The following is a 15613-nucleotide window of genomic DNA, read 5'->3' as shown; positions in this document are numbered from 1 at the left end:
TTTAAACCGCTATAGTCTAGCCGCTCAAGCCTCTGAGTTCACAAAAATTTTATCGTAGCGCAGCACACAGTGCAGCATGTAACAAAATTGACATAAAAGCCCAGCAGGGTAAAATTCCCGCACCATTCCCCGCCAACTCGTGCCGCGATGCCCAGCAAAGACAAAAAGAAAAAAAAGAAGGACAGTCAATTACTTATCCGTATCGATAAAGAGATGCGTAACACTTTTATTGAATTGTGCGAGCAGCAAGACAGTAACGCGGCAAAAGAACTGCGCAGCTTTATACAGTCCTATATCGAGCAACATAGTCATACCGAAGGCTAATGCCTAGTGGCCAACGTCTGCCAACACATCGCTACCCAGCCCTTGTTGTAGTTCGCCTAACCAGGGCGAAAAATGTCGCCACTGTTCAAGCCCTGATTGATAAAGCGGCTGACGAACCTGCTCTGAGCTGGCGGTCTTGATTGCCCGGCGGGTTTGATGAAAGTCCAAACAAGCTCGTTCAAATGGCAAGCCAAGAAAATCCAGCAGTTGCCGGACCTGTGATTCAAAATCTGCCACCAGTTGCTCATATTGGAGCCGATACACTTTCCCGGGTAAAACCTTGTCCCAATGCGCCATCAAGCGTAAATAGTCCCTGTAGTAAGCGGCGATATCAGACAGGGCATACGAAAATTCCTGTCCTTCGGCAAACAACTGTTTAAAGCCACTAAAGCAGCAGGCCATGGGATGGCGTCTGGCATCAATAATTCTGGCGTTAGGCAGAATCAGCTGAATCAAACCAATGTGGCGGAAGTTATTAGGCATTTTATCGATAAAATAACGCCCCTGCCCGCGATGAATGCGGGTATCACGAATATAGGCCTCGCCCAGTTCCAGCAGTTGTTCAGCACTTAGTTCATGCAGGTTGGCCGGATAAGCTGGAGCACTGGCTCTTCGCCCCTTAAGCCGATGCACAGTAGCGAGAATATTAGGCAGTTCCATAGTGCCATCCACCATGGAATGAGAGGCCAAAATTTGTTCCAGTAAGGTGGACCCGGCCCTTGGCAAACCAACAATAAAAATGGGCGCATCATCCGCACAGCCCATGCCTTGCCTGCTGCTGAACAGACTTGTATCACAGTGTTGGATCTGCCCATTCACTTCCTGGCTGAACTTCTCTGCGCTGTAATGCAGCGCGGCTTTTTTTAAGCTATTGCCCTGCTTGTAGTGAATAAAGGCATTTTCATATTCTTCACTGTCTTCAAAGGCCTTACCCAAGGCAAAGTGCAGGTGAATTTTATCCTCAGGCAACACTGTCTGCTGCTCGGCCAGGCTTTGCATATCAGCCATCTGAGCAGGAGTGAAACGGTAGGTCTTCAGATTGGCCAGGCTCCAGTAGGCATCGCCAAAATCTTGCCTGGCTTCGATAGCCTGTTGATAGGCCTGCACTGCTTGCTGATGTTGCCCCAAAGTCTTTAGCGCATGACCTTGCAACAAGGGAATATGGGCGTTGCCTGGCATCAACTGCCAGGCTTGCTGATACAGGCTCAAAGCCTGCTCAAATTGCCCCACCGCGACCAATTGATTGGCAAGCAGAATTTGATAATGGCCATTGTCAGGATCGGCATCCAGCAAAGTCCTTGCTTGTTGCAGGGCCTGCTGATATTTCTGTCTTTTGTGCAAAACCAGCACATAGTCCTGCCTCGCTCCCAAATGCGCCGGTTCAAACGCCAGACAGCTCTCAAGCAGAAATTCAGCGTCATCCAATACATAGTGTTTCAAGCCAATCTGCGCCAACAAGCGCATGGCATTGACATGTCGGGGATGGTGCTGCAGGTAATGGCGACAAAGTTGTTCGGCTTTAAGTAACTTGCCTTCATGCAACATACTGGTGGCGCTTTGTATCTCAATTGGTAGCGCCTTAAGTTCGCGGACATTGGCCACCATCAGCTGGTGGCCAGGATCAGACTCAGGTAATAGCTCTGCGAGCCGCTGCCAACTGGCCAGCAGTGCCGGGTTAAATTGCACAGCCTGACGATACGCCATAATTGCCCGGGCGGTTTCCTTACCAGCAAGCAGACAATGGCCCATTTCCTGGTAAAGTCGGCCGTAACCTGGGTCCAGCAAACGTAAGGTCTGTAAACTGCTCAGCGCGTCGTCCAGTTCCCCCAGATAGCGCTGCGAAACAGCGAGCAGGTACCAGGCTTCCTGATCATTGCCATCGGCCTTAAGCAAGTCTGTAAGCTGCGCTTTAGCCTGGGAAAAGCGCCCCTGATTGACGTCCTGGCGAATCAGGGCCAATTGCCTGTGTCTGGCTTCATTATGTTGTTTCAATTGTACTTCACACCTAAAAAGTCAGGGCGGTCGCCACCGCCCTGAAAATTAAACGCACTAATCAGAAATAATCATAAGTCAGACGCAAGCCTATGGTTCTGGGTCTGTTGGTGGTAATGCGGGTAATATCATCCTGGTCATTGATAAACAGATCGGCCCGCTCATCAGTGAGATTCTGGATATACAATTCCACGCCCCAGGCATCTTTGCGCACGCCCAGGCTGGCATCCACCGTGGTGTAACTGTCCTGACGTTTTCTGTCGGCCGCCACAATAGAACTCCAGGATGCATCAGCATATTGTGCGGCCACCTGCCAATAGGCGTCATAAGCACCGGCATACCAGGCATATCTGGCCCTTAGGGTACCCTGAAATTTGGGTGTCAGTGGTAACTCACTACCAACCGGCGCCATTTCAATCACCTGGGCATTAACCGCCGTTAACTCGGTATCATTGTAAGAAAACGCGCCATAGAGAGTCAGATTATCGCTGGCATTCCAGACTAAATCGGCTTCCAATCCGCGGATTTCCGAATCTGCGGCGTTTTCGATAAAGGTCAGGATGGACACATTTTGCGGGTCAAAACGCGACACCTGCATATCCGACCATTCCACATAGTAAAGATTACCGTTAAACCGCAAAGTACGGTCAAACAGCAGGGATTTCCAGCCAAACTCGTAGTTAGTCACATCATCGGTCTGATAGGTTACGGCCACTGTGGGGAAGTCAGGATTAGCAGAGGGAATGCCACCACCACGGTTAAAGCCCCCTGGTCTGAAGCCTTCTGAGTAGGTGGCGTAAAACAATATGTCGTCACTGGCCTGATAGCTTAAGTTGAACTTCGGGATCCAGTCATCGGCTTTAAGAGGCTCGGTGCTATGCCCCCCAGAGGCATCATAGTCACGCCCACGATCGGTATTCTCTGAGCCCTGAAAAATACCATCGGCAAAGTTGGACGAGCCAGTATAGTCCGATTCCATATCATAGTATCTCAGGCCCAGTGTGGCGCTCAGGCTGTCGGTGAACTTATAGGTAAACTCCCCAAACAGCGCGATTTGTTCTTCGCTGCGGGTAATGTCATTGAAAAACGCTACGCCGGCAGGACGGGTATCGGGATTGATATTATTCGCCGCAGCAATGGGCGCATTAGGTGCAAAACCCAGATGCTGGGTGGCGGTATAGACAAAATCATCCTGGGTTTCAATATCGACCTTATCCAGAAATACCCCGGCCACTGCGCGCCATTTAGCATAATCCGGTGTGGAGACCCTGAACTCATGGGTCTGGCGGCTATGTTCCTGAAAGCCCTTAAAGCCTTTGGTGGGGTCCAGGCATTGACGGTTTTCGGTGATCAGACTGGGATCAATACCGTAATTAACGATGTAATCCGGATTGGTATAAGTACAAGTGTAGTAAGCAATAAAGCCACCGGAGTTGTTATAGCCGGTGTAATCAATGGACTGCTCCACTTCGCGATCCAGATAGGCACCGGTATACACCATATCCAGCGCGCCAAGACGCCCCTTAAGAGTCCAGGACGTTTGCCCAAAGGTATCTTCCAGTTCATCCGGGAAGTAACGTTCCACCTGCAAATCCCCTACCTCGGGATCATAGTCAAATACCCCATCAGCCCCCAGCTGTTGCTGGGTATGCTGTACCAACAACTCCCAGTTCTCGGTAATCCAGTAGCGGGCCCCCAGACGAAACCCCTGGTAATAACTGTCGTTAAAATCCTCTTCAGCCAGATGCACGTTACTGACCGAGGTATAAGTGGTATCAGGTGGCACCACACCGGCAACGGCGGAATCCGGGTTAATGGCGGGGTCGAGAGTGAATTCCCCAGCCACATTGTCAATATAGCCGCCACGCTGCACTGTATAAAAAGCGCCGCGTACTGCGAGATCGTTAGTTAGCGGCAAGTTGACGTAGGTTTCTACCGCATTGCTCATCTCACCGTCTTTTGTGCTTTCCAGAGACGCTTTGAAGCCCGCTTCAAAGCCGTCCAGTCTCGGCTTTTTAGTTATCAGTCGCACGGTACCGGCCTGGCTGCTGGCACCAAACAAAGTACCCTGAGGCCCTGGCAACACCTCAACCCGTTCAATATCCGTTACATAGACATCCAGATTTCTACCGGGAGCCGTCACTGGCTGCTCATCCAGATACAAGGCCACATTCGGCATGGTGCCCTGGGCACCCGATAGCATCACAGTGATAGGCTGAATTGACATACCGCGGATATACACACTGGACTGCCCAGGTCCACGGCCGCCTGACGTCACATTTGGCATATAGCGCACATAATCATCAAAGTTGCCGACCCCCAGCGCTTTAAGCGTACGCTCCCCCAACGCCTGGACCGCGACAGGGGTTTCCTGAATATTCTGCGTTCGCTTGGTGGCCGTGACGGTGATGGTTTCTACCTCTTTTTTGCCAGACTTTTCACCGTCATTTTGTTGCTGCTGAGCAAGCAATGGGCTGCTGACAGATAAGGCAGAGAGTATAGCTATACTGAGTTTTCGCTGAATAAGCATGGGTGTTTGATGTTCCTTTTTGTCACATTATTAATTTGTGTGCGAATTAATATTTTAAAGGGAAAACCATCAGGATCAAATGCACCAGCACAATACTTTGTCACGCGATGCCAATGAATTGCTGAAAAACAGCCTTTAGCGCTGACAAGAAGAGCAAAGAATGCAGACTATCTAATTCACCAAATTAAAAATATAATTCGTCATCAAATTAATTATCAAAGTGGTTGCCGTGAGCCAAGAATTGTCCCCCGCTAAACTCAATCCGCCGGTGTTTTATTCCGCGACCTTGCTGATCTTCGTGCTTATGGGTTATGCCGCCCTGGCACCGGATCAGGCAGATAGTGTTTTTCAGGGGTTACAGACGCTGATTGTCAACAATGCCAGTTGGTTTTATGTGTTAGTGGTCGCCATTATTCTGGTTACCGTGGTGTATCTGGGTGCATCCAGATATGGTGAGATAAGATTGGGGCCTGATCACGCCAAGCCGGATTACACCAGACTCACCTGGTTCTCAATGCTGTTTTCTGCCGGTATGGGAATAGGGCTAATGTTCTTTGGTGTCGCCGAACCCGTAATGCATTATTTGTCCCCCCCGGTAGCCGAGCCTGGCACCGTCGTCGCAGTGAGGGAGGCGATGAAACTGACGTTCTTTCACTGGGGACTGCATGCCTGGGCCATCTACGCCATAGTGGCCCTGATTATGGCCTTTTTCAGTTATCGCCATGGCCTGCCACTCACCCTGCGCTCTGCGTTATATCCGCTTATCGGCGAGCGTATATACGGCCCACTGGGTCATGCTGTGGATATTTTTGCCGTTATTGGTACCGTGTTTGGCGTGGCCACTTCGTTAGGGTTTGGCGTATTGCAGGTCAATACCGGTTTGAACTATTTGTTCGGTGTACCTGTTGGCACCACCACCCAGGTGATACTGATTATCGCGGTGACACTGCTGGCGGTGATATCGGTAGTCACCGGGTTAGATAAAGGAATACGGCGTTTGTCAGAACTCAATATGTTGCTGGCAGCCGGTTTATTGCTGTTTGTACTGATTCTCGGGCCCACGGTGTTTTTGCTACAGGCCTTTGTGCAAAATACCGGCGCTTATCTGTCGGATATTGTGCGCAATACTTTTAACCTTTTTGCTTATGAAAAAACCGACTGGCTGGGCGGCTGGACAATCTTCTATTGGGGCTGGTGGATAGCCTGGGCACCTTTTGTCGGCTTGTTTATTGCCCGTATCTCCCGCGGCCGCACTATTCGAGAGTTTGTACTGGGTGTGTTGCTGATCCCATCGGGCTTTACCCTGATGTGGATGACTTTTTTCGGCAATTCTGCGATTGAAATGATCTTTGTTCAGGGCGTCACAGAACTTGGCCAGATGGTTAATGACGACGTATCCATTGCCCTGTTTGCCTTTTTGTCACATTTCCCCTTTTCTTCTGTTTTATCGGTGATTGCCACAATAATGGTGATTGTGTTTTTTGTCACCTCGGCCGACTCCGGCTCATTGGTCGTGGATATGTTGTGTTCCCATGGCCGCAACGACACACCGCTTTGGCAACGTGTATATTGGGCTGGCGGTGAAGGCTTGGTGGCCATTGTGCTGTTATTGGTTGGCGGCCTTGGGGCGTTACAAACAATGACCATTGTCAGCGCCCTACCCTTTGCGGTGGTGTTACTGCTCGCCATGTTAGGACTACTGAAAGCGTTAAGGGTTGATGTATACAAGAGAGAGAGTTTGACACTATCGGTTGCGCCAACCTTTGCCGCCGCACCTACCAGCAGTTGGCAGGAGCGTTTGCACAATATCGTTGATTATCCCAGCCGCGAGGTTGTTAGCCGCTTTATTCAAAAGGTGGTGCGGCCAGCCTGTGAAGATGTGGCCAGGGAGTTAAACCGCCAGCATATCCAGGCTGAGGTGGAAGACAGTGAGCAGCAGAGTATCAGGCTGAGAGTCAGCCACGGCGATGAGATGGATTTTACTTATTCTGTCCTGCCAAGGGGGCATATACAACCAAAGTTTGTCCGCCAGGAAGTGGACCAACAGCAAATGGACGAAGACATGAAATACTACCGGGCCGAAGTACATTTGTCAGAAGGGGGACAGGATTATTGCATTATGGGTTGGTCCAAACAGGCGGTGATTGGCGATATTATCGACCAATATCAGAAACATATGCATTTTTTACATATGCTGAGATAATGTCTGATTAAAGACGGTCTATGATTTCTGACAGTGGCGGTAAGATGGAAAAACATGACGAGTTGCTGGTAGCCCTGCGCAAAGTAATCCGCGCCATTGATTTGCATTCCAAGCAACTTGAGCGTCAGGTGGGGCTGACCGGACCACAGTTGCTGGTGATGCGTGCCATCACCAGGTTTAACGGTGCCATGGTCAAAGAAATCGCCGATCATACCAACCTCAGCCCCGCTACCATTACCAGTATTCTGGACAGATTACAGAGCCGCGAATTAGTGCTCCGGCAACGCTGTACTGAAGACAAACGTAAGGTCGGAGTATATCTGACCGATGCTGGCATCAAGGCACTGCAAGCGGCACCACAAATGTTGCAGGAGCATTTTATCCGCCGCTTTGACGACCTGAAAGACTGGGAACAAAGCCTGTTGGTGTCATCCATGCAACGTCTTGCAGCGATGATGAATGCAGAACAACTGGATGCCTCGCCGCTATTAGAAATTGGCCAGGTGGATAAGCCTAAACTATAACGCCAGTACCGCCATCTGGCGGCACTGGCTTCCTGACAAATGAGGTCTACTTAACTGCCAGGTTTCTCAGCACATAAGGCAGGATCCCGCCATGCAGGTAGTACTGAAACTCGTTGGGGGTATCAATACGTACTTTGGCGACAAAACTTTGCGATTGTCCATCTTTGCTGCGCACACTCACATTCACCTCACGCGTATCAGGGCCAATCTCATCCACGGCGAAGTACTCCTCACCAGTCAGCCCCAGAGAGTCAGCACTTTGCCCCGGCATAAACTGCAAGGGTAAAATCCCCATCCCCACCAGGTTGGAACGGTGGATACGCTCATAACTTTGCGCAATTACCAGCTTAACCCCTAGTAACATCGGCCCTTTGGCGGCCCAGTCACGAGAAGAACCTGTACCATATTCCTGGCCTGCCAGCACCATCAATGGCGTACCCGCAGCCTGATAAGCCATGGCAGCATCGTAAATGGACATTTGCTTGTTGTCAGGAAAGTAGCAAGTAACACTGCCCTCGCTGCCCGGTGCCAACTGGTTTTTTAACCGCACGTTGGCAAAAGTACCGCGCATCATCACTTCGTGATTACCACGACGGGAACCATAAGAATTAAAGTCCACCGGCTTGATCCCCTGCTCTTGCAGGTATTTCCCAGCTGGGCTGTCGGGTTTGATGGAACCGGCCGGCGAAATATGATCGGTAGTAATACTGTCGCCTACCTTGACCAGGCACCTGGCGTCTTTAATGGGTTCGATGGCAGAGGGCTTATGGGTCAGCCCGGCAAAAAAACTGGGCTTACGTACATAGCTTGAATCCGGCCAGGCATAGCGATCGCTTTGGGGCACCGGCAAACTGCGCCAATTGGCATCGCCCTTAAACACATCTGCATACTTGCTTTTAAAGTTCTCTGCTTTGACATTGGCATGAATCGCCTGCTGGATCTCCTCACTGCTGGGCCAGATATCGGCCAGATACACATCCCGACCCTGACGATCCTGACCTATGGGCTCTTTGAGCAAATCAATATTCATACTGCCGGCAATAGCATACGCCACGACCAGCGGTGGTGAGGCCAGATAATTGGCCTGCACATCCGGGTGAATACGGCCTTCAAAATTGCGGTTCCCCGACAACACTGAACAAACCAGCAGTTTTGCCTGTTTAACTGCATCCCCAATGGGCTGTGGCAATGGTCCGGCATTGCCGATACAGGTGGTACAGCCATACCCCACCAGATAAAAACCCAGAGCCTGTAAATCATCCAGCAACCCGGCCCGTTCAAGATAATCAGTGACCACCTGCGATCCCGGTGCCAGGCTGGTTTTCACCCAGGGTTTACTGTTAAGGCCTAATTCCCTGGCATTGCGGGCCAGTAACCCTGCAGCAATTAGTACAGCCGGGTTGGAGGTATTAGTACAGCTTGTAATAGCCGCTATCACCACATCGCCATGCTTAAGATCAAACTGCTGATCCTTGTAGCTAACCCTGGCCTGGCCTTGTTCAGCCAGCGACGACTGCCCCGAAGCGGCACCACCGCCCTCGGCGTCAAAGGTAGCAATACGCTGGGCCAGTTCCTCACTATGCTCGGCCATCATCGCAGTAAAAGCCGACTTAGCATCACCCAGGGCTAATCTGTCCTGAGGACGTTTGGGACCAGCAATAGAAGGCTCAAGACTGGATAAATCCAGTTCCAATAAGTCGGAGTACTCGGCTTCAGCGGCGTTAGCGTCATGCCATAACCCCATCGCCTGCATATAGGCTTTAATCAGCCCAATCTGATGCTCGCTGCGCCCGGTCAGGCGTGAATATGACAAGGTCTCCTCGTCCACCGGAAACAATCCGCAGGTTGCGCCGTATTCTGGGGCCATATTGGCGATAGTCGCTCTGTCTGCCAGACTCAACTGGCTCAATCCCGGCCCAAAAAATTCAACAAACTTGCCCACCACGCCCAGCTTGCGCAATTGTTCTGTCACGGTCAGTACCAAATCTGTGGCGGTAATACCCTGGGGCATTTCACCGCTAAGTTTTACTCCGACCACCTGAGGGATCAGCATACTGACCGGCTGGCCTAACATAGCGGCTTCGGCTTCAATGCCCCCGACTCCCCAGCCAAGCACACCAAGACCATTGATCATGGTTGTATGGGAGTCTGTACCCACCAAAGTGTCGGGATACAGGGTATCATCCTGCTCAAACACCACTCTGGCCAGATATTCCAGATTAACCTGATGAACAATACCGGTGCCAGGCGGCACCACGCGGAAATTATTAAACGCCTGCTGACCCCAGCGCAGAAACTGATAACGCTCCTTGTTGCGTTGCATCTCGATTTCAGTATTACGTACAAAGGCATCCTGGTTGCCATACTCGTCCACCATCACGGAGTGGTCGATCACCAATTCTACCGGTGAAAGTGGATTGATACGCGACGCATCTTGCCCCAGCTCCTGCATGGCATCACGCATGGCGGCAAGATCGACAATAGCTGGTACGCCTGTGAAATCCTGTAACAACACTCTGGCCGGTACAAACGCGATTTCTTTGTCTGGCTCCTGCTTTGGCTGCCAGTTTACCAGCGCCAGAATATCCTCATCGCTGACAAAATCCTGGTCAGCATGGCGTAACAGGTTTTCCAGCAGGATTTTCAGACTGAAAGGCAATCGGGATATTGAATGCTGCTCAGCCAGCCTGGTGAAGGGATAGTAACGATACTCTTGGCCCTCAAATTCCAACCTGACGGCCTGGGCGTAGCGTGATGGCATACAGCCTCCTTTTCCATGTTTAGCACGACACTTTCTAAGCTCTGGTGCTTAAAAGAACTTTTTCAAGGTCACAATACCTAAAAAGCAAGCTTAGAAGATGCCAAACAGATTGACAGGAAAAAGGTTACTCGATGTCTACTCCAATAAGGCGTAACTGCTGACGAATGACATTGTCAGGCACAGGAATAAAGCCGTCCCTTCGCACCAAATCCTGGCCGACAGGAGACAAAATAAAGCGGATAAATTCTCTTTCCAGCAAAGGCAAAGGCTGTTCTGGCGCTTTGTTTACCACCAGATACAAAAAGCGCGACAAGGGGTACTGTCCCGAGGCGATGTTTTCCATACTGGGCGAGATATACTGGTTTCCTTGCCTGGCAATCGACAAAGCTCTCACCCCGGCAGTCTTGTAACCAAAACCCGCATACCCCAATGCACCATCTGAGTACGCCACAGATTGCACCACAGACGCGGAGCCGGGCTGTTCATTCACAGTGGCCAGAAAATCGCCCTGACACAAGGCTTCAGCCTTAAACAAGCCGTAGGTACCAGACACCGAATTTCGTCCAAACAAACGAATTCGTTTGTTCTTCCAGCTACCCTGTAAACCCAGCTGATGCCAGTATGCTATAGATTCCGGGCCACCACAGTAGCGAGTCACTGAGAAGATAGCATCCACCTCCTGCAGATTCAGCCCCGCCACCGGGTTGTGCAGGTCGACAAACAAGGCGATAGCATCTATGGCGACTTTCAGCACCGTTGGCTGATAACCATGCACTTTGCTGAAATAGGCAATTTCACTTTCTTTCAAGTCCCGGCTCATGGGGCCAACGTTGGCAGTGCCTTCGGTCAGTGCCGCCGGGGCGGTAGAGGAGCCCGAGGCCTGAATCTGAAACGCCACATGGGGATAGTAGCGTTTAAATTCCTCTGCCCAGAAGGTCATCAGATTACCCAGAGTGTCAGAGCCCACCGAGGTGATGGTACCCGACACACCAGGCTGTTTTTGATACTCGTCGGCCGAAACGGGCAACACGCATAAAGCCAGCGACAGCAGCGCGGCACTAATTCTGATTACTGGCATGACTGTGCACCACGGTAAGCTCGGTTGAAAAACGAAAAGAAAAACGACTGCCTTTGCCGACTTCGCTGTCAATTTCCAGTTTAGAGTTATGGTGAGTCAGCACATGTTTAACAATCGCCAGCCCCAATCCCGACCCACCTGTTTTGCGTGAGCGGGCCTTATCCACCCGGTAAAAACGTTCTGTCAGTCTCGTCAGGTGCTTTTCGGCGATACCGTCACCATTATCCTGCACATAAAACTCCGCGGTTTTGTTGTGCAGACGCCAGCCAACCCGAATGCTGCCCTTGCCTGGTGTGTAATGAATGGCATTGAAGATTAGGTTGGAAAACGCACTGCGCAGCTCAGTTTCAATGCCGAATACACGCAGTTGTGGATCAACCTCAAACTGAATGTCATGGCCTTTGTCCTGATTCAGTGCACCAGCCTCACTCTGAATCGCCGCCAGCACTTGCGGGACATCAACAATTTTTTCATACACCCGTTCAGCGCTGGCTTCTATCCGCGACAGGATCAGTAATTGTTCTATCAGGCTCTGCATGCGACGGGTTTGTGAGGTCATCTCAGCAAACGCCTTTTGCATAAAAGCAGGGGGATAGGCCTGAGGATCGGCATTAAACATTTCCAGATAGCCATTCAGCACGGTTAATGGTGTGCGCAACTCATGGGACACATTGGCAACGAAATCCTTGCGCATTTCCTCAAGCTGAGTCACTCGGGTCACGTCCCTTGCCACCAGTAACAGGTGCTTTTCCCCATAAGGCATAATGCGGTATTCAAGGATCTTGTCGATATTGGTAGGAGAAGTGACTTCGATGGGGTAATCAAAATTACCCTCGTGAAAAAACTCGATAAACTGTGGGTGGCGAATCAGATTGTCCACCCGCCTGCCAGCATCCTCCGGCCAACGCAGTCCCAGTTCGATTCTGGCCAGCCGGTTACACCAGGAAATACAGGCATTGGCATCCACCACCACGGCGGCATCAGGCAAGGCTTCCGCCCCTTCACGGAAACGTTTAACCAGAGCCCCCAATTCCTTGCGTTTATTACGATTTCGTCGCTGAAGGTAATAAATCCCCTCATAAACATGTTCCCAAACCCCAGTGGTTTTAGGCGGCGTCATCTTTTTGCTGTGCCATAGCCAGCGATTTAGCCGATAAAGATTCCAGTAGTGCTGAGCAAGCAGTAACAATGCGGCCAGGGCAAACGCCACGGCCAGACTGTCAAAGTAAAGACCAATCAATAGCGCCAGCAAAAAGTAGCCGACTAATCGACCGATAATTTTCCACCAGGAGAAGGGGTAATACATGTCCTTGTCTAACCCGTTCAGACCTTAGCCGAGAAGCGATACCCTGCCCCCCTGACGGTCTGAATCATCGCATCATGGTTGTGCCTGGAAATGGCTTTACGCAAGCGACGGATATGTACGTCCACGGTACGGTCTTCTACATACACATTGGTACCCCAGACATTGTCGAGTAACTGCTCACGACTATAGACCCGCTCGCTATGGGTCATAAAAAAGTGCAACAGTTTAAACTCGGTCGGGCCCATATCCAGTGGATCTTCCTTGGCCGTTACTCGGTGAGAAATGGGGTCCAACACCAGACCATTGAACTCGATTGGTTCATCGCCAGAAGTGGGGGTTACCCGGCGAATCACCGCTTTCATCCTGGCCACCAGCTCTTTGGGTGAAAAAGGCTTAGTCACATAATCGTCCGCACCGGCGTCCAGGCCGCGCACCTTATCATCTTCTTCCCCCCTGGCGGTCAACATAATAATGGGGATGTCACGGGTATGTTCGTGTTGCTTCAGCTTCTTAGCCAACTGCACACCACTGCCACCCGGCAGCATCCAATCCAGCAGGATCAGGTCAGGATAGGGTTCCTTAACCATTTCCAACGCCACATCATAATCTTCCGCTTCCATGGTTTCGAAACCGGATTGCTCCAGTACGAATTTTACCATTTCACGAATGGGCGATTCGTCTTCCACCAGCAACACTCTTTTTGACATGGTTTTAACCTTCTTCATGAAAACGCCCGCAATTATTGGTTGAATCTGTGACAGTTTTATTAAAGCTTGTTGACAAGCCAATGCAAAATTCGCCTGAGCTTGTCAGGGAATGGGGGTATGATAATTTTTGCGCTTGGCAATTGCCAGTCCAGCAGCAAAAGCCATACGGATGGCTGCAGACAGGCCAGGCTTCAGATTAAAACTAAATTATCTGAAGCCTGGTGTTGAGTAATGTTAAAAAGCCACATTCAGCGCCACATGCCATTTCGCCAGTGCAGGGTATCTTACATGCTTGCAGCTAAGCGATTCTAAACGCTTGTCTAATATTGCCTTTACGCATATTCTTGGTCTAACAGGAGTGGGCTGATGAGCGGGTCAAATTCAATGTCGAAAGTAAAAACAGGGCTGTCAAAGAAGCTGTTGACCCGTGTACTTTCGGTTTATTTTATCCTCACCCTGATCGTCACCCTTGGTCAGATCTTCACTGAATACCTTAACGCCAAAAACCATATTGAAGGCGAACTGCAAACCCTTAAGAATACCTTCAGCACCAGTCTGACCCGTGCCATTTGGGAACTTAATACTCCTCAGGCCGTGTCCATCGCAGAGGGACTGATGGAACTTCCCATCGTCGATGGTGTGCAGATACGCGATGAAAATGCCAATTACATTGCGGATTTGGGCCGCACTAACAAACAGCCGATGGAACCCGTCACAACAGGGGTTATGCGCGACCATGCCGGTGGCACCTTCGGCTACAGTTTTCCGCTGATTTTCGAATTTTCCGGGCGTACTTCACAGGTGGGTGACGTTACCCTGTACTCCAGTTTTGAAATTATTTTCGGGCGCATCGAAGTTGGTATTTTCTTTTTAATCGGCAACGCCTTTATTAAAACCGCCTTTCTTATCTTCCTGTTTCTGAATGCCTTCCGGCGTATGCTCACCGACCCTTTGGCCGAACTCACGGAGCAAATCAGCAAATTTGATATCAATCGTCTGGAGCAGTCCAAGCTGCACGTACGATTAACCGAAGAAAATGAACTAAAGGTGTTACAGGACTCCTACAATCAATTGGTTGATGATTTGATTCGCTTCCAGAATAAGCTGAATCAGGCGCAGGACGAACTGCGTACTGCCAATCTGAAACTGGATGAACACAACCTGTCTCTGGAGCAGGAAGTGGCGCGCAAGACCGCCTCGTTAAGTAAAATAATGCTGGATCTGGAGCAGCAGAAAGACGAGTTGATGGTGCATCAGAAAGAATTGAAGCAGGAAAATGAAAATCGCCGCAAAGTCGAAGAAGAATTACTGAAAAAGAATGCCGAACTGGCCGAATCAATGAAAACCCTGCAAATGGCAAAAGATCAGTTGGTTGAGTCAGAACGTATGGCATCGCTAGGTGGTCTGGTTGCTGGCATAGCCCACGATGTAAACACGCCATTGGGAGTGGGCGTCACTGCTGCCAGTTTCCTGCAGGAACGCCTGAAGGGTCTGCAGCATGCCTTTGATGAAAAGAGCCTGACCGCCAAAACCATGGCAACCTTCCTGAATGAGGGCCAGCAAACGGCCACCTTGCTGCTGACCAATTTGAACCGTGCCTCGGAACTCATTGCCAGCTTTAAACAAGTAGCAGTTGACCAAACCAGTGAGGCCGAGCGTGACTTTGACCTGGGTGAATACTTGCAGGAAATCATTCAGTCACTGGCACCCAATTTTAAAAAGACCCAGCATAAAATCGAAGTGGATTGCCCGGCGCATCTGCAGGTACGCTGCGCCCCAGGTATTATCGCGCAGATATTTACCAATATGATTATGAACTCCCTGATCCATGGCTTTGAGAACAAGAAAGCCGGTACCATTCAAATTAAGGTCAGCCGTCAGGATGACAATATTCATATCCAATACAAAGATGACGGCAAGGGCTTGTCGCAACAGCTTCTTAATAAACTGTTCGAAGCATTCTTCACTACCCGACGTGGGCGAGGCGGTAGCGGTTTAGGCACCCATATTATGTACAACCTGGTCACCCAGGCCTTACATGGTCAGATTGACGCCCAATCTGAGGAAGGCAAAGGTTTATGTTACAACATTCACTTCCCGGTAAAGCGTGATTAATCTCCTTTATCCTTAGCCTGACATCCTGACCAATCCCTGCTACTCTGCGCCCTCTTTTAAGCAGCGGAATGTC

The 15613-nt window shown here is 50.4% G+C and carries 10 protein-coding genes; 4 read left to right on the top strand and 6 right to left on the bottom strand.

Annotation, left to right across the window (positions count from 1 at the left end; translation table 11 throughout):
- The first annotated feature begins 147 nt into the window (after nucleotides 1-147).
- The gene (locus tag CSR04_RS25015) at nucleotides 148-324 is read left to right on the top strand and encodes a hypothetical protein (RefSeq protein WP_172449423.1); all 177 of its coding nucleotides are present in this window, start codon (nucleotides 148-150) and stop codon (nucleotides 322-324) included.
- A gap of 3 nt (nucleotides 325-327) precedes the next feature.
- Here the strand turns inward: CSR04_RS25015 and CSR04_RS18660 are convergent, their stop codons facing one another.
- Complete coding sequence (locus CSR04_RS18660) at nucleotides 328-2316, bottom strand: tetratricopeptide repeat-containing sulfotransferase family protein (protein ID WP_102797838.1); 1989 nt, start codon at nucleotides 2314-2316, stop codon at nucleotides 328-330.
- Between the two features lie 61 nt (nucleotides 2317-2377).
- The gene (locus CSR04_RS18655; RefSeq protein WP_102797837.1) at nucleotides 2378-4846 is read right to left on the bottom strand and encodes a TonB-dependent receptor; all 2469 of its coding nucleotides are present in this window, start codon (nucleotides 4844-4846) and stop codon (nucleotides 2378-2380) included.
- A gap of 229 nt (nucleotides 4847-5075) precedes the next feature.
- Between CSR04_RS18655 and CSR04_RS18650 the strand changes: the two genes are divergently transcribed.
- Nucleotides 5076-7049, top strand: coding sequence for a BCCT family transporter (locus CSR04_RS18650; RefSeq protein ID WP_102797836.1), 1974 nt, complete (start codon nucleotides 5076-5078; stop codon nucleotides 7047-7049).
- Nucleotides 7050-7093: 44 nt separating this feature from the next.
- On the top strand, nucleotides 7094-7573 hold the full coding sequence (locus CSR04_RS18645; RefSeq protein ID WP_102797917.1) for a MarR family winged helix-turn-helix transcriptional regulator: 480 nt from the start codon (nucleotides 7094-7096) through the stop codon (nucleotides 7571-7573).
- Between the two features lie 46 nt (nucleotides 7574-7619).
- Here the strand turns inward: CSR04_RS18645 and acnA are convergent, their stop codons facing one another.
- From acnA to phoB, 4 genes are all read right to left on the bottom strand, one after another.
- Nucleotides 7620-10334: an aconitate hydratase AcnA gene (gene acnA, locus CSR04_RS18640; RefSeq protein ID WP_102797835.1), complete on the bottom strand. Its 2715-nt coding sequence runs from the start codon at nucleotides 10332-10334 to the stop codon at nucleotides 7620-7622.
- Nucleotides 10335-10458: 124 nt separating this feature from the next.
- The gene (locus tag CSR04_RS18635; RefSeq protein ID WP_102797834.1) at nucleotides 10459-11412 is read right to left on the bottom strand and encodes a PstS family phosphate ABC transporter substrate-binding protein; all 954 of its coding nucleotides are present in this window, start codon (nucleotides 11410-11412) and stop codon (nucleotides 10459-10461) included.
- On the bottom strand, nucleotides 11393-12718 hold the full coding sequence (gene phoR, locus CSR04_RS18630; RefSeq protein WP_102797833.1) for a phosphate regulon sensor histidine kinase PhoR: 1326 nt from the start codon (nucleotides 12716-12718) through the stop codon (nucleotides 11393-11395). The genes CSR04_RS18635 and phoR overlap by 20 nt, the downstream gene beginning before the upstream one ends.
- Before the next feature lie 17 nt (nucleotides 12719-12735).
- On the bottom strand, nucleotides 12736-13425 hold the full coding sequence (phoB, locus tag CSR04_RS18625) for a phosphate regulon transcriptional regulator PhoB (RefSeq protein ID WP_102797916.1): 690 nt from the start codon (nucleotides 13423-13425) through the stop codon (nucleotides 12736-12738).
- A gap of 384 nt (nucleotides 13426-13809) precedes the next feature.
- Here phoB and CSR04_RS18620 point away from each other — a divergent pair, with 384 nt between their 5' ends.
- A complete protein-coding gene (locus CSR04_RS18620; protein ID WP_102797832.1) occupies nucleotides 13810-15540 on the top strand; it encodes a sensor histidine kinase in 1731 nt (576 codons plus the stop codon).
- Nucleotides 15541-15613 lie beyond the last annotated feature (73 nt).

Origin of the sequence: Bowmanella denitrificans (assembly GCF_002887595.1) — a bacterium.
Classification (GTDB): Bacteria; Pseudomonadota; Gammaproteobacteria; order Enterobacterales; family Alteromonadaceae; genus Bowmanella; species Bowmanella denitrificans.
The sequence above is the reverse complement of the archived record's forward strand: the minus strand, read 5'-3'. Positions and strand labels throughout refer to the sequence as shown.